General features: G+C 62.8%; 16 protein-coding genes. 14 read left to right on the forward strand and 2 right to left on the reverse strand.

Features of this window, described 5'->3' with window-relative positions:
- The first annotated feature begins 59 nt into the window (after positions 1–59).
- Genes MIN45_RS11180 through trmB form a run of 7 tightly spaced genes read left to right on the forward strand, consistent with a single transcriptional unit; the run spans position 60 to position 5,558 of the window.
- Positions 60–818 (forward strand): DUF3450 domain-containing protein, encoded by a 759-nt coding sequence (locus MIN45_RS11180; protein ID WP_286292314.1) that lies wholly within the window; start codon positions 60–62, stop codon positions 816–818.
- Entirely contained in the window at positions 815–2,152 is a 1,338-nt protein-coding gene (locus MIN45_RS11185) for a MotA/TolQ/ExbB proton channel family protein (RefSeq protein ID WP_286292317.1), read from the forward strand. Before MIN45_RS11180 ends, MIN45_RS11185 begins: the two co-directional genes overlap by 4 nt.
- Positions 2,149–2,667: a MotA/TolQ/ExbB proton channel family protein gene (locus tag MIN45_RS11190; RefSeq protein ID WP_286292319.1), complete on the forward strand. Its 519-nt coding sequence runs from the start codon at positions 2,149–2,151 to the stop codon at positions 2,665–2,667. Before MIN45_RS11185 ends, MIN45_RS11190 begins: the two co-directional genes overlap by 4 nt.
- Positions 2,664–3,080 carry an ExbD/TolR family protein gene (locus MIN45_RS11195; protein ID WP_479691239.1) on the forward strand — a complete coding sequence of 139 codons (417 nt, stop codon included), beginning with the start codon at positions 2,664–2,666 and terminating at the stop codon, positions 3,078–3,080. The genes MIN45_RS11190 and MIN45_RS11195 overlap by 4 nt, the downstream gene beginning before the upstream one ends.
- Positions 3,077–3,721, forward strand: coding sequence for an energy transducer TonB (locus MIN45_RS11200; RefSeq protein ID WP_286292321.1), 645 nt, complete (start codon positions 3,077–3,079; stop codon positions 3,719–3,721). The genes MIN45_RS11195 and MIN45_RS11200 overlap by 4 nt, the downstream gene beginning before the upstream one ends.
- Positions 3,722–3,723: 2 nt before the next feature.
- Entirely contained in the window at positions 3,724–4,905 is a 1,182-nt protein-coding gene (locus MIN45_RS11205) for a tetratricopeptide repeat protein (RefSeq protein ID WP_286292323.1), read from the forward strand.
- On the forward strand, positions 4,875–5,558 hold the full coding sequence (gene trmB / locus MIN45_RS11210; protein ID WP_286292324.1) for a tRNA (guanosine(46)-N7)-methyltransferase TrmB: 684 nt from the start codon (positions 4,875–4,877) through the stop codon (positions 5,556–5,558). Before MIN45_RS11205 ends, trmB begins: the two co-directional genes overlap by 31 nt.
- A gap of 7 nt (positions 5,559–5,565) precedes the next feature.
- Here the strand turns inward: trmB and MIN45_RS11215 are convergent, their stop codons facing one another.
- Positions 5,566–7,527, reverse strand: a complete 1,962-nt coding sequence (locus MIN45_RS11215; RefSeq protein WP_286292325.1) for a dynamin family protein — start codon at positions 7,525–7,527, stop codon at positions 5,566–5,568.
- Between the two features lie 170 nt (positions 7,528–7,697).
- Here MIN45_RS11215 and MIN45_RS11220 point away from each other — a divergent pair, with 170 nt between their 5' ends.
- From MIN45_RS11220 to MIN45_RS11240, 5 genes are all read left to right on the forward strand, one after another.
- On the forward strand, positions 7,698–7,808 hold the full coding sequence (locus tag MIN45_RS11220) for a 30S ribosomal protein THX (protein WP_286292326.1): 111 nt from the start codon (positions 7,698–7,700) through the stop codon (positions 7,806–7,808).
- Positions 7,809–7,865: 57 nt separating this feature from the next.
- The gene (proC, locus tag MIN45_RS11225) at positions 7,866–8,693 is read left to right on the forward strand and encodes a pyrroline-5-carboxylate reductase (protein WP_337250345.1); all 828 of its coding nucleotides are present in this window, start codon (positions 7,866–7,868) and stop codon (positions 8,691–8,693) included.
- A complete protein-coding gene (locus tag MIN45_RS11230) occupies positions 8,690–9,268 on the forward strand; it encodes a YggT family protein (RefSeq protein WP_286292329.1) in 579 nt (192 codons plus the stop codon). The genes proC and MIN45_RS11230 overlap by 4 nt, the downstream gene beginning before the upstream one ends.
- A gap of 102 nt (positions 9,269–9,370) precedes the next feature.
- On the forward strand, positions 9,371–10,321 hold the full coding sequence (locus tag MIN45_RS11235) for a DnaJ C-terminal domain-containing protein (RefSeq protein WP_286292330.1): 951 nt from the start codon (positions 9,371–9,373) through the stop codon (positions 10,319–10,321).
- A 3-nt stretch (positions 10,322–10,324) separates the two neighbouring features.
- Positions 10,325–10,615: a chaperone modulator CbpM gene (locus MIN45_RS11240; RefSeq protein WP_286292331.1), complete on the forward strand. Its 291-nt coding sequence runs from the start codon at positions 10,325–10,327 to the stop codon at positions 10,613–10,615.
- Between the two features lie 53 nt (positions 10,616–10,668).
- Here MIN45_RS11240 and MIN45_RS11245 read toward each other — a convergent pair whose 3' ends face one another.
- A complete protein-coding gene (locus MIN45_RS11245) occupies positions 10,669–12,408 on the reverse strand; it encodes a methyl-accepting chemotaxis protein (RefSeq protein ID WP_286292332.1) in 1,740 nt (579 codons plus the stop codon).
- A gap of 125 nt (positions 12,409–12,533) precedes the next feature.
- On the opposite strand from MIN45_RS11245, the gene MIN45_RS11250 reads away from it, so the two are divergent.
- Entirely contained in the window at positions 12,534–13,028 is a 495-nt protein-coding gene (locus tag MIN45_RS11250) for an Hsp20/alpha crystallin family protein (protein WP_286292333.1), read from the forward strand.
- Between the two features lie 332 nt (positions 13,029–13,360).
- A complete protein-coding gene (locus MIN45_RS11255; RefSeq protein ID WP_286292335.1) occupies positions 13,361–13,660 on the forward strand; it encodes a nucleotidyltransferase family protein in 300 nt (99 codons plus the stop codon).
- Positions 13,661–13,667 lie beyond the last annotated feature (7 nt).

Consider the following 13,667-nt stretch of genomic DNA (forward strand, 5'->3'; position numbering starts at 1 on the left):
TTGTATTTTAACAACGATATGATAAGGTTTCCGACCATTTAAGCACAGGCAGACAAGGCATGCTTCGAAACGGAACGTTGGTCGCGCTCGCGCTTCTGGTTGCCGAAGGACTGATGGCGGACCCGTTGGACCGAGCCATCCGTACCGAAACCGAGACCCTCAAACAGGCCGCCCAAAGCCAGAAACGCATCGATCGTCTGGACGACGTCACCCGGCAGATGCTCGACGAATACCGGCGCACGCTGCGGGAGACCGAGACCTTGAAGACTTACGTCGATCACCTGCAAAAGCTGGTGGAATCCCAGCGCCGGGAAAAGGCCGAGCTGGCCCGCCAGCTGGAGGAAATCGCCCGCGCCGAGCGCGAAATCGTCCCCCTGATGCTGGAAATGGTCAACACCCTGGGCCGTTTCGTCGCCCTGGACACCCCCTTCCTGCCCGAGGAACGGCGTCAGCGGATCGCCCAGCTCAAAGCCATGCTCGACTCGGCCGAAGTTTCCACGGCGGAGAAATTCCGCCGCATTCTCGAGGCGTATCAGATAGAAAACGATTACGCCAAGACCATCGAGGCCTATCGTGACGAACTGGCCTTGGAGAACGAAAAGCGCCCGGTGGACTTCCTCCGCATCGGCCGGGTCGCCCTGTTCTATCAGACCCTCGACGGGGAAACCTCCGGCTTCTGGAACCCGCGTCAGAAACGCTGGGAAACACTGCCGGACGACTACCGCCGCACCATCCGCGAGGGGCTGCGCATCGCCCGCAAGGAGGCCGCCCCCGATCTGCTCACGCTGCCGCTGCCGACCGCACAGGAGGCGAAATGAGAATCCTGACCTGGCTGCTGGCGGCCTGCCTGCTTCTTCCCGTCAGCGCAGCGGCGGCGGATCTCGACCAGCTGCTGGCCGAAGTCAAACGCCAGCAGATCCGGCTGTCCCAGGTGGACAGGCAGCGTGAAGCCCGCTTTCTCGCAGAGAAACAGCATCGCCAGCAACTGCTGGCCGAAGCCAAAGCCCGGCTCAAGGCGCTGGAAAAACAGGCCGAGGCCCTCAAGGCCGAGTTCGAGGCCAATCGCCAGGAGCTGCTGAAACTGGAAGAGAAACTCCAGGCCAGCAGCGGGGTCCTGGGAGAAATCGTCGGCACCGTGCGCCAGGTCGCCGGCGATCTGAAGGCCGATCTGCAGCAGTCGCTGGTTTCGGCCCAGTACCCGGGACGGGCCGCCAGGCTGGCGCCCATCGCCGACAGCAAGCGCCTGCCCACCCTGGAGCAGCTGCATACCCTTTGGACCTTGATGCTGGAGGAGATGACCGAAGCCGGCAAGGTGGTCCGCTTTCAGCGGGAGATTCTCGCCAGTGACGGCAAGCCCTTCGAAACCGACGTGGTCCGCATCGGCGTCTTCAACGCCATCGCCGCGCCCGGTTATCTGCGCTATCTGCCGGAAACCGAACAGCTGATGGTGCTGTCGCGGCAGCCGGAAGGAAAACCGCTGAGGCTGGCCCGCGACTTTCTCCACGCCCAGGGTGACCGGGCGCCGGTGGCCATCGACCCGACCCGGGGCGTGTTCCTGGAAATGCTGACCCACACCCCGAACGCCTGGGAACGCATCCAGCAGGGCGGACTGATCGGTTACATCATCCTGGCGCTGGGCGCGATCGGACTGGCGATCGTGGCCGTCCGCCTGGCGGTGCTGTGGGGCGTCGGCAAACGGGTGGAGGCACAGCTGGCGGACGTGGAACAACCGCGCGACGACAACCCCTTGGGCCGCATCTTCCTGACGGCGCTGGGCGCCAAGAGCACCGACCCAGAAACCCTGGAAGCCCTGCTGGACGAGGCGATCCTGCGGGAGATCCCGCCGCTGGAGCGGGGCCAGTCGCTGGTGAAACTGCTCGCCGCCGTCGCCCCCCTGCTCGGTCTGCTCGGTACCGTCACCGGCATGATCCAGACCTTCCAGGCGATCAGCCTGTTCGGCACCGGAGACCCCAAGCTGATGGCTGGCGGCATCTCCCAGGCCCTGGTCACCACCATGCTGGGGCTTTCGGTGGCGATCCCGCTGCTGTTCCTCCACGCCCTCCTGGCCAGCCGCAGCCGCACGATCGTTTCGATTCTGGAGGAACAAAGTGCGGGACTGGTCAGCCAGATTCTGGAGAAACGCCGCGGATGACGATGGCGTGGATCGAGGCCGTCAACGATTTCATCGCCCAGGGGGGACCGGTGGTCAAGCTGATCCTGGTGGCCGCGGTGCTGCTGTGGACCCTGGTGACGGAGCGCTACCTGTTTTTCCTCTGGGTCTATCCGCGCTTGCGCCGCCAATGGCTGCAGCGCTGGAACCAGCGCCGGGACAAACACTCCTGGTACGCGCTCAAAATCCGCGAACGCCTGATTTCCGAAGCCCGCCTGCAGCTGCGCCGCACCCTGCCGCTGATCAAGATTCTCGTCTCCCTGAGCCCGCTGCTGGGGCTGTTCGGAACCGTGAACGGCATGATCCACATGTTCGACGCCCTGGCCGTGTTCGGCACCGGCAACGCCCGCGCCATGGCGACCCACATTTCACAAGCCACCCTGCCTACCCTGGCCGGCATGACTCAAGCGATCGCCGGGTTGTATGCCAGCCAACGGATTGAAAGGCGGGTGGAAGCCGCAACCCGCCATTTGAGCGACCAGCTCCACTTCGAATGATGCGACGCCACCGTTACCAGCCAGCCGATGACGACAGCGGGGAAATCAACCTGACCCCGATGCTCGACATCATTTTCATCATGCTGATCTTCTTCATCGTCACCACCTCTTTCGTCAAGGAAGCCGGCATCGAGGTCAACCGTCCCAGCGCCCAGACCGCCGAGCGCCAGGAACGCGGCAACATCGTCGTCGCCATCAAGGCCAACGGGGAAATCTGGATCGACAAACGGCCGGTGGACATCCGCGCGGTTCGCGCCGTCATCGCCCGGCTGCGGGCCGAGAACCCGTTGGGGACGGTCATCATCGCCGCCGACCGGGATGCCAAGGTCAGCATCCTGACCCGGGTGATGGATCAGATCCGTCTGGCCGGAGTCACCGACATGGCCATCGCCGCCACCGCAGAACCGCGATGACGCCTTCTCCCTATCATCTATGGCTTCCGGCGCTGCTGCTGGGAGCGGCCATCACTTTGGGACTGTTCTGGCTGATGGCGCTGATGGTCCAGGGCGGCCAGTTGGATCTGCAAAAGACCGAGGCCAGGCGGCTGGTGGATTTCATCCGCCTCAAACAGATGCCCAAGCCGCCGCCCCCCATCCAGCGTCCCCCGCCCAAACCGCCGGAGAAGGAGCCGCCGCCGCCCCAGCCCCAGCTGGCCACCCCCAGGCCGGTAGCCAACGTCACTCCGGACATCGACATACCGGCGCTGGACGTTCCCCTGTCGAGCCGGTTGCAGGAATCGCTGCTGGCGGGAATCGACGTCGGCAAACCCGCCCCCAAGGCCGCCAGCCAGGTGATCCCGCTGGTGCGCATTCCGCCGCGCTATCCGATGCGGGCCCGGATGCGCCGGATCGAGGGGTGGGTCAAACTGGAATTCACCATCACGCCGGAAGGCACCGTCACCGACGTCAAGGTGGTGGAAGCCCACCCCAGAGGCGTCTTCGAACGGGCCGCCATCGAGGCGATCTCGCGCTGGAAATTCAAGCCCCTGATCGTCGATGGCCGGCCGACGGCCCAGCGCGCGGTCCAGGTCCTGGAATTCAAACTGCGGAAATGACCATGTGCCGCCGGTTGCTGCCTTTCCTCCTTGCACTCTCGCTCACAACGGCCGTCCAGGCGGCGCAGGTCAGCCCTCAGACCTTTCGTACCCTGGAAAAGGTCGGGAAACTGCTCGATCAGCGCCATTACGATCAAGCGGTCGGGCTGCTGCGACAGCGCCTGGAAAAGACCGGCGCCAAGGCGGAAAAGGCCCTGCTGCTTCGCGCCTTGGGCGCCGCCTATGCCGCCAAGGGGGATTACCGCCAGGCCGTCCGCTATCTTCAACAGGCGCTCGACAGCGGCGCCCTTCCGCAACCCCAGGCCCGTGAAGCGCTTCGAACCCTGGGACAGCTCTACCTCGCCCTGGATCAGCCGCGCCAGGCCGCCGCTCTGCTGGAACGGTGGCTGAAAACCCAACCGGAGATCCACGCCGAGGATCATCTGCTGCTGGCCCAGGTCTATACCCGCCTGGAACGCTACCGGGCGGCGCTCGCCCACCTGAACCAGGCCATCGCCAAGACCGGCCGCCCCAAGGACGCCTGGCTGCAGCTGCGGATCGGCATCAATTATCAACTCAAGCGTTACCACGCCGCGATCGCCGACCTGAAAACCCTCATTCGCCGCCATCCCGAGCAGGAAAAGTATTGGCGGCAACTGGCCGGTCTCTACAACCTGGCCGGAAAGCGCTTCAACGCCGCCGCAGTCGCCGAGCTGGAACACTTCCTCGGCCTGCGGGATCAGGAACCGGAGATTCTCAACCTGGTCAATCTGCTCCGGCTGGTCCACGTGCCCTATCTGGCCGGGGAACGCCTGCAACAGGCGCTCAAAGCCCGACAGGTCAAATCCAGTTACCGCAACTGGCGCCTGCTCGCCGACACCTGGATCGAGGCCCGCGAATTCCAACGCGCCGTCACCGCCCTGCAGCGGGCCGCCCGCCTCAGCGGCAGTGGCCAGCCCTGGCTGCGCTTGGCCCAGCTGCATCTAGAGCGGGAAGCCTGGCAGGACGCCATCGACGCGCTCAAAACCGCCCTGAAAAAGGGTGGCCTGCGCGATCCGGGTCAAGCCTGGCTGCTGCTGGGCAGCGCCTATTTCGAAACCGGCCGGGGGGAGGCGGCGCGCAAGGCGTTCGCACGGGCCCGGCAATTCCCATCGACCCGTAAAGCGGCAACCCAATGGCTGAAATACCTGCAACAGACCAGCTGAAACGGCATATCCGCAGCTTCGTCCGCCGGGAAGGCCGCCTGACCCCGGCCCAACGACGCGCCCTCGACGTACTCTGGCCCCGCTACGGCCTGACGCCGGAGATTCCGCTTCGACCCGAGGCGATCTATCCCGACAGCGCCCCGCTGATCCTGGAAATCGGTTTCGGCAACGGCGAAAGCCTGGTACAAATGGCTGCTGCCTATCCGCAGTTCAACTATCTCGGAATCGAGGTCCACCGCCCCGGGGTGGGGCATTTGCTGCTGGAACTGGAAAAGCGCGGACTGGATAACGTCCGGGTTTATTGTGCCGATGCGGTGGAAGTGCTGGAAACGGCCATCGGCGCCGGGTTGTGCCAGCGCATCAACATTTTCTTTCCGGATCCCTGGCCCAAGAAGCGCCACCACAAGCGCCGCCTGATCCAGCCGGCGTTCGTCGCCCTCCTGGCCGGGAAACTAGAGCCGGGCGGGATTCTGCATCTGGCGACCGACTGGCCCGATTACGCCGGGCACATGCGCGCCGCAGTGGCCACCTGCGCACGCCTTGCACCCACCGATGCCACCGCCCTGATCCCACCCCGCCCCCAGACCAAATACGAACGGCGGGGACGGCGTCTGGGGCATCCGGTCACCGATCTGGCATACCGCAGGCGCTGAAACCCGCTCAGGAGGCGACAGCGATCTCTGCCGCCGGCGCTGAGGCCGCTGCCGTTTCGGGACCGCCCTCTCCCTCGATCAGCGCCAAAATGGCCTCCAGCTCCTGCTGCTGGGTCTGCACCGGTTCCAGCGAGCGCTCGAGTTTTTCGATCTCGCCTTCGAGCGACTCCTTGGACTGGTTGACCTTGCGCAATACCGCCAGGCGCTGTTCGATCAGCTTTTTGTGCTCCTTGATCTGGTGGACCAGCGGGGACAGGGCGACCGCGCTCCAGTTGGCCGTTTCCTGGTGGATCTGGTGGAGCAGCTTGCGGGCCTTGGAGAGGATGGTCACGTACAGTTTCTGGATGACCAGATGCTGTTCCATCAGGGTCGAGGACATGCTGGTACGGAAATTCTCCCCCTCCTGGAACAGATCCGCCAGCGTGACCTGGTAATCCCGGATCGAAAACATCGGGGCCTGCAACCCCCCGTAACCGTGTTCCTCGGCAAATTTGTGGTAGATGTTGTGCACCAATCCCTGGGTATCCTCGACCACACCGACCCCCTCGCCGAGGATCGCCGCCAGATCGTCGAACACCGCTTTCATGGCCTGCTTCATGCCATAGGTGGTGAAACTGGCCTCCATGGAACGGGTATGCTTCTTGATAACCTCGTCCACCCGCTTGGGTGACAGTACCTCCAGCATCCGTTTCGCCTGCATCGCGAACACCCGGCGGCTGGCCTGGAAGCTGTCCACGCTCTGCAGGTACCTGGCCTGCTGGGCCCGGGTTTCCTCCATCAGGCGGGTGGTCATGTCGCTGTTCTTGCCGTCCAGCTGGCGCAGTTCTTTCAATTGTTTCTGCAGTTGCTCCGCTTCGCTGCGCACCACGGTCAGCGATTCGGAGATCAGATGCCCCATCCCCTGGGTGAGGGCCTGCTGGAGAATTTCCCGACGGCTGTGCATGACATCGGTGGCCAGATAGTCCTCCAGCCGTTTCAGGCGGCTTTTCTCCAATAAGGCGTCGTCGCTTTTCACCTTCGCCAGCAGCGCCTGCTTGGCGGACAAGGGGAAGATCAAATCCTCCTGGACCTTGAGAACCTTGGCGGTTTCCCTAACCTGGGAATGGATGGAACGGTCAATGCCGTCGTCGGTCTGGAGATCGTCCCACAGCGTATCGATCTTGTTCATCACCACCGCCACGTGGCGCCGCTGGCTGCCGTCCAGCCCGCGAACGTGCTTTTGCCACATGTCCATATCGCTTTTGGTCACGCCGGTATCGGCGGCCAGGACGAACAGCACCGCCTGGGCGCTGGGAAGCATGTTCAGGGTCAGTTCAGGCTCCGAACCCAGGGCGTTCAGCCCCGGCGTGTCGAGAATCACCAATCCCTCCTGCAGCAGGGGATGCGGAAAACTGATCAGGGCGTGACGCCAGCAGGGAATTTCCACGCTGTCCGGCGGGATGTCGCCGCCGCGGTCCATATCCTCGTGGTAAAGTCCCAGACGCTTGGCCTCGGCCACACTGACCCGCTTGACCGCGACCAGCTCCTGGAAAGCCTCCTGCATCTGCAGGGGGGAACCGGCATCCAGGTCGATCTTGAGCCAGCGCTCCGGCTGCTCCTTGTACTCGCTCAAAGAGGCGTTGTCCAGGCGGGTTTCGATGGGCAGCAGGCGGATGTAGCTGCCTTCCTGATCGTGAAAGATTTCGGTGGGACACATGGTGGTCCGTCCCGGTGTCGATGGCAACAGCCGCACGCCGGTTTCGGCGAAGAACAAGGCATTGATCAATTCGGTCTTGCCACGTGAGAACTCCGCCACGAAAGCGATGGTCATACGCTCGGACTGCAAATTCCGCCGCAGGCCGAAGAGCATTTCCTCCACTTCCGTGGTCGCCAGATCGTACTTCTTCAACCAGGCATGGTACTGATCGATCGCGTCGGCCAGGCGGGTCTTCCATTGTCCGTAAGCCTGCAGCTGTTGCTGAAAGTGCATCGTTCTCTTCTCCGGCAAAGACATGAGGTTGAATCGGATTTCAGTGAACTTATGATGAAGTGTAGACGAAAATTCCACCCGCCAAGCCCGCTGCCAAGCGCTTTTTTCCTGATCGGCCCCAAGTTAAAATGGCTTTTCGCATTTTTCCCTCAGACGAAAGGAGATGACCCATGGGTAAAGGAGATCTGCGTACCCGCCGCGGCAAGATCGCTCAGGGTACTTACGGCAAGGCCAGACTCAAGCCTAAGAAACTCAGGAAGTTGCGAGAGAAACAGCCCTAATTGCTTACTCGATGGATGCGCCCACCGCATCCATCGTCATTTTTGGGAGAACGCTTGATGTCTCAGCGGATTGGATTCATCGGTGCCGGCAACATGGCTACCAGCCTGATCGGCGGCCTGATCGCCGACGGTTATCCCAACGACTGCATCCGGGTGACCGATATCAACCAGGATAAAGTCCTGGCGCTGCGGCAGCACTTCGGTATCGAAAGCGCAGACAACAGCACCGCTCTGGTCGAAACCAGCGACATCGTGGTCCTGGCGGTGAAGCCGCAGCAGATCCAGGCCCTGGCGCAGGAAATCGCCCCTGCCGTTCAGAACCGCCGGCCCCTTGTCGTCTCCATCGCCGCGGGAATCCGCGAGGCGGATCTGGAGCGCTGGCTCGGAGGCCCGGTTCCGATCGTCCGCACCATGCCCAACACCCCGGCCCTGGTACAATCCGGCGCCACCGGCCTGCATGCCAATCCCCATGTCAGTGAAGCCCAACGGGACTGGGCGGAATCGCTCATGCGCGCCGTTGGAATCACCATCTGGGTCGAGCGCGAAGAACTGCTGGATGCCGTCACCGCCGTGTCCGGCAGTGGCCCGGCCTACTTTTTCCTACTGATGGAAGCGATGGAAAAAGCGGCTGCCGATCTCGGCCTGGGGCAGGCCGAGGCCCGTCTGCTGGTGGAACAGACCGCCCTGGGGGCGGCCAAACTGGCCATGGAAACCGATATCGGCCCTGAAGCCTTGCGGCACCGGGTGACCTCCCCCGGCGGGACCACCGAAAAAGCCATCGAGGTCTTCACCCAAGGGGGATTCACCGAACTGGTTCGTAGCGCGATCAAAGCTGCCTGCGAACGGGCCCAAAGCCTGTCACAACAATTGGGAGAACAACAATGAGCGGTTATCTGGCCGATCCGGCTGTCTTCGTCGTCAACGTCCTGTTCAGTCTCTACATCCTGGCGGTCATGCTCCGCTTCCTGTTCCAACTGGTGGAAGCGGATTTCTACAACCCCATCTCTCAGGCACTGGTCAAGATCACCCATCCGCCTCTGCGCCTGCTGCGCCGCTTCATCCCCGCCATCGGCCGCGTCGATACGGCCTCGCTGGTCTTCATGCTGCTTCTGCAGGTGCTGGCCGATTATCTCGTCTATCTGCTCCAGGGCGGGGGACGCGTGGCCATCGGTGTTCTCGTCGCCTCGGCATTGATCCAGCTGGTCAATCTCGCCTTCAACGTTTTCATCTACGCCATCATCATTCAGGCGGTCATGAGCTGGATCAACCCCGATCCTTACAATCCGGTCTATGCTTTATTGACGGACCTGACCGAACCGGTGCTGCGCCCCTGCCGCCGCCTGATCCCGGCGCTGGGGGGACTCGACCTCTCGCCTCTGCTGGCGCTGGTCGGACTGCAGGTTCTGAAAATGCTCATCCTGCCCCCCCTGCAGAAACTCGTGTTGATGCTGGCTTTCTAAACGTTGCTTCATGTCTGTCTCCCTCAGGCGGGGGCAGGCGCCAACATCGTTCGTTTCATCGGCGATGAAGTGGTTCTATTTTCTGAAAGACTTTATAAATCAATGGAATACAAGGACTATTACAAAATTTTGGGCGTCTCCCGGGACGCCACCCAGGACGAGATCAAGCGTGCCTACCGCAAGCTGGCGCGCAAGTACCATCCGGACGTGAGCAAAGAAGCGGACGCCGAGGAGAAGTTCAAGGAAGTCAACGAAGCCTACGAAGTCCTCAAGGACCCGGAAAAACGCAAGGCTTACGACCAGTTCGGCGCCCACTGGAAGGAAGGCCAGGGTTTCCAGCCGCCGCCGGGCTGGGAGGAGCAGTTCGGCTTCGGCGGCGGAGGCTACACCGAAGGGGGCCGGACCGCCGACTTCAGCGAATTCTTCGAGGCCCTCTTCGGGGGCGGTGGCTTTCGCCGCGGCCGGGCCCGGAGTGGATTCCGCATGCGGGGGGAAGACTTGCACGCCAAGGTTTACATCGATCTCGAGGACGCCTATCGTGGCACCACCCAGACCCTGACCCTGAGCGTACCGGAGGTCGATCCGGCCACCGGCCGCCTGGTGGACAAGCACAAGCGCCTGCAAGTCAAAATCCCCAAAGGCATCCGCGAAGGCCAGAAGATCCGCCTCGCTGGCCAGGGAGCCCCGGGCATGGGTGGGGGACCTGCCGGAGATCTGTATCTGGAAGTCCACTTCAAGCCCCACCGCTGGTTCAAGGTGGAGGACAAGGACGTTTACCTGGACCTGCCCGTCACTCCCTGGGAGGCGGCCTTGGGCGCCAAGGTGCCGGTGCCGACCCTGGAAGGCAAAGTGGAATTGAGGATTCCGCCCGGCTCCCAAACCGACCGCAAACTGCGCCTCAAGGGCAAGGGGCTTCCAGGGACGCCTGCGGGGGATCAGTACGTGATCCTCAAGATCCACACCCCGCCGGCGGACACCGAAGACAAGAAGCGCTTCTACGAGGAGATGGCCCGCAAGATGCCGTTCAATCCGCGTCAAGGGATGGGGGTGTAAGCGATGCTGCAGGAAAAGGTTTTTACGGGTGTGGTCCTGGACGAGAACTTCCGCATCACCCTGGTGGAAGTGTGCCGGATCTTCGAGGTCAGCGCCGAACGCGTGATAGAGCTGGTGGATCAGGGGGTGATCGAATACCAGGGCGGGCCGGAGCCGCCCCAGTGGTGGTTCGACGCCGTCGCCTTCGAGCGCCTGCGCACCGCCCTGCGGTTGGAGCGGGATCTGGGGCTCAATCCTCCCGGCGCCGCCCTGGTGCTGGATCTGCTGGAGGAACTGCGCCGCGCCCGGCGCTGACGAAAGAGGCCGGGGTGTCCCCCGGCCTCTTTCGTTTCGGATCGTTCCGTGTCTCAGGTACGGAACTGGTTGGCTGTCTGATCGAGCTTTTCGGCGTTTTCCCGCAGGGAAGCGACCGCCTGGCGGGTTTCCTCCATCCGGGCGCAGGTTTCCTCCACACCTTCGCTGATGCTGGCGACGTTCTGGCTGACCTCGGCACTCACCATGCTTTGCTCCTCGACGGCACTGGCGATCTGGGTGTTCATCTCCCGCACGTCGTTCATCATTCGGGTGATGCTTTCCAGCACGGTGTTGACGCCGTGGGCTTCCTCCTTGCTGGCCTGGGCTTGCTCCTTGCTCTGATCGATGACGCCCACCGCCTGACGGGCGCGGTTGCGCAGGCGTTCGATGGTATTCTGGATCTCGGCGGTGGATTCCTGGGTCCTGCTCGCGAGGGTACGGACCTCCTCGGCCACCACCGCAAAACCCCGACCCTGCTCCCCGGCCCGGGCCGCCTCGATGGCGGCGTTCAGCGCCAGCAGGTTGGTCTGATCGGCGATGTCGCCGATGATCTTCAGCACCTCGCCGATGCTGTCGCTGTCCTTCTCCAGCTCCTTGAGCACCTGGGCCGCCTTGTCCACCTCGACGGCCAGCCGGTCGATCTTCTCGATCGCCGCCTGCACCACCTGCCGACCGGCCTGGGTTTCCTGGTCGGTCGCCTGCGCGTTTTCCGCCGCCTTGGCGGTGGTTTCGGCGATCTCCTGGATCGCGGCCGACATTTGTTCCATCATCGTCACCAGGTGCTGGATCGCCTCACCCTGGCAGGTTGCCCGCTGCCCAGTATCGACCGCCGCCTCATTCAAGCGCTCGGTTTCTTTAGCCAGGTGATGGGCCGCGTCCTGCACCGTCAACGCCATATTGCGCAGTTTTTTGACAAACTGATTGAAGCTGTGGGCGATCCAGGCGAACTCGTTCTTGCCCCTGACTTCCAGGCGGGCGGTGAGATCGCCGCTGCCGCTGGCGATGTCCTGAAGTTTCATCCCCAATTGGGTGAGGGGATCGACGACCATGCGCCTGGCGGTGAAGAACAGGCCACCACCCACCAGCAGTGCCGCCAGCCCGATCAGGCCACTTGCCTTCCAGACATGGGCGGAGATGGCGGCATCGGCGGTATCGAGCGGAGTAATGATTTCGAAAGCGCCGTGCAGATCACCGACCTTCTTACCCTCCATGGGATAACCCAGGATGTCCCTGCCGTCGTCACGCCCCCACAGTGCCAAGGAATTACGCGGATCTCCGTGACAGACCAGACATTGCTGCTGCAGCCGCACCGGGCGGAAATAATGCAAAGTATTAGTTTTCTCGTCCACGACCCGATAATCCTGGGCTTCCGGGTGCTGCTTGAAATAGGCCAGTGCTTCGGCCTCCAGGGCGTCAGGTTCGTTGGCGGGATTGCGGGGGTTGTGGCGCGGGGTCCGCAGGCGGTAGCCGTTGGCGCCGGCATTTTTCCGAATCATCTCCCAGGCGTTGACGATGGGCACGGTGGCGAGAATTTTCTGTTTGGCCTCATCCTGGGGTAGCGCCGTAAACTGGTGTAGCATCTCCGGGCTGAAAATCCCCATGTCCCACTTTCTGGCCACTTGATCCCGAGCCGCTTCCGCCGCCTGGATCACGTTCTGGGCCATACGCACCTCCGCCTCGATGGCGGTGTTGCGCTGCTGTCTGGCATAGATCCATAAGAGCGCCACCGATACCATGAAAATCAGCCCCAAAACCACAAGCACCAGGCGCATGCCGACGGAATTCCAGTTCATTCTGTCCACCTCGTTTGGAAGTTCAATTTCGCTATGACAACAAGCATAGTCAAAACTCGGCAGATTGCCGGCCATACCGCTACAATCTCTCGGCCATCCCACAACGAACTTGAGGAGAACGGAAGATGAGCACCCTGGAACAACTGCGTCACGGCATCCAGCATGCCGTGGCATCCCTGGCCGAAGGCTGGCAGCAACTGAAGGAGCGCGCCGGCCACGCCCTGACCCGCTTCACCCACCGCCGCCGGGGCGAAGGCCCCGAGCAGCAGCTGATGGCCGACGCTTCCCGCTGGGGCCTCATCCCTGCGGAGGTGAAGGAAGAGAAGGACAAATTGATCGTGCGGCTGGAAATCCCCGGCATGGAGCCGGATCAGTTCGACATTCAGATCGTCGGCGACACCCTGGTGGTACGCGGCGAGAAGCTGGCGGAACGCGAGGAAAGCGGCGGCCACTACTATCTGCTGGAACGCGCCTACGGCGCCTTCGAACGCGCCATCCCCCTGCCGGCGCCGGTGGACGAAAACCGCGCCGAGGCCTGCTACCGCAACGGCGTGCTGACCCTGGTGCTCCCGAAGGCCAGCGGCCATCTCAGCCGCCGAATTCCGATCCAGACTGTGTGAACATACGGCCCCGCCGCCCGGGCGGGGCCTGGCCCAACTTACCGGAGTTTAATAGCCGGGTGACCGCGGGCGATTGCTCACCCGCGGTTCCCACAGATCCGGACGTGCCCGATTAAGGCATCCGGCTCCTCAGACTATGGCGTCGCTACGCAACGGTCGATTCCGTGAACCACGCGCGGTGGAGAATGAACGGGCACCCATACCCCGAGCAGTTCGTCGCCCAGTTTCCGGATCAGATGGTCGAGCAGGCGGTCGATGACGGTTTGCACAAGCCCCCCCCGGTTGCCAGGTTTTGGCCTAAACTATAGGCGTTTGCCAAAAATAACGCCACCATGCCAACAGCCGCCGCAAAGCCCCGCCTCGACCCCCTCGACGCCGCGGAAATTCAGCGGCTGCTCGAGCCTTATCTTGAGCGCTTCAAGGCCCGGTTGCTTCTGTTCGGCTCCCGCGCCCGCGGCGATCTCCGTCCGGCTTCTGACATCGATGTCGCCATCAAGGCGGAAAGATCCATTCCCGCCTGGCTGATGGCCGAGATGCGCGAGCTGCTGGAGGAGTCGCATCTACCTGTTGGGTCCCGTGTGATCATATTCCCAAGAGGAGCTATCCTTTGTTCCGTGCTTGGGATGTTCTGAGCGAGCT

Origin of the sequence: Methylomarinovum tepidoasis (assembly GCF_030294985.1) — a bacterium.
In the GTDB taxonomy this organism is placed as follows: domain Bacteria; phylum Pseudomonadota; class Gammaproteobacteria; order Methylococcales; family Methylothermaceae; genus Methylohalobius; species Methylohalobius tepidoasis.

Excerpts from the sequence above, each read along its gene's own strand:
- MIN45_RS11220 (WP_286292326.1), top strand. The coding sequence starts at position 7,698 with ATGGGTAAAGGAGATCTGCGTACCCGCCGCGGCAAGATCGCTCAGGGT.
- MIN45_RS11190 (WP_286292319.1), top strand. The coding sequence starts at position 2,149 with ATGACGATGGCGTGGATCGAGGCCGTCAACGATTTCATCGCCCAGGGG.
- MIN45_RS11245 (WP_286292332.1), bottom strand. The coding sequence starts at position 12,408 with ATGAACTGGAATTCCGTCGGCATGCGCCTGGTGCTTGTGGTTTTGGGG.
- proC (WP_337250345.1), top strand. The coding sequence starts at position 7,866 with ATGTCTCAGCGGATTGGATTCATCGGTGCCGGCAACATGGCTACCAGC.
- MIN45_RS11230 (WP_286292329.1), top strand. The coding sequence starts at position 8,690 with ATGAGCGGTTATCTGGCCGATCCGGCTGTCTTCGTCGTCAACGTCCTG.
- MIN45_RS11195 (WP_479691239.1), top strand. The coding sequence starts at position 2,664 with ATGATGCGACGCCACCGTTACCAGCCAGCCGATGACGACAGCGGGGAA.
- MIN45_RS11215 (WP_286292325.1), bottom strand. The coding sequence starts at position 7,527 with ATGCACTTTCAGCAACAGCTGCAGGCTTACGGACAATGGAAGACCCGC.
- MIN45_RS11250 (WP_286292333.1), top strand. The coding sequence starts at position 12,534 with ATGAGCACCCTGGAACAACTGCGTCACGGCATCCAGCATGCCGTGGCA.
- trmB (WP_286292324.1), top strand. The coding sequence starts at position 4,875 with ATGGCTGAAATACCTGCAACAGACCAGCTGAAACGGCATATCCGCAGC.
- MIN45_RS11235 (WP_286292330.1), top strand. The coding sequence starts at position 9,371 with ATGGAATACAAGGACTATTACAAAATTTTGGGCGTCTCCCGGGACGCC.
- MIN45_RS11200 (WP_286292321.1), top strand. The coding sequence starts at position 3,077 with ATGACGCCTTCTCCCTATCATCTATGGCTTCCGGCGCTGCTGCTGGGA.
- MIN45_RS11180 (WP_286292314.1), top strand. The coding sequence starts at position 60 with ATGCTTCGAAACGGAACGTTGGTCGCGCTCGCGCTTCTGGTTGCCGAA.
- MIN45_RS11240 (WP_286292331.1), top strand. The coding sequence starts at position 10,325 with ATGCTGCAGGAAAAGGTTTTTACGGGTGTGGTCCTGGACGAGAACTTC.
- MIN45_RS11255 (WP_286292335.1), top strand. The coding sequence starts at position 13,361 with ATGCCAACAGCCGCCGCAAAGCCCCGCCTCGACCCCCTCGACGCCGCG.
- MIN45_RS11205 (WP_286292323.1), top strand. The coding sequence starts at position 3,724 with ATGTGCCGCCGGTTGCTGCCTTTCCTCCTTGCACTCTCGCTCACAACG.
- MIN45_RS11185 (WP_286292317.1), top strand. The coding sequence starts at position 815 with ATGAGAATCCTGACCTGGCTGCTGGCGGCCTGCCTGCTTCTTCCCGTC.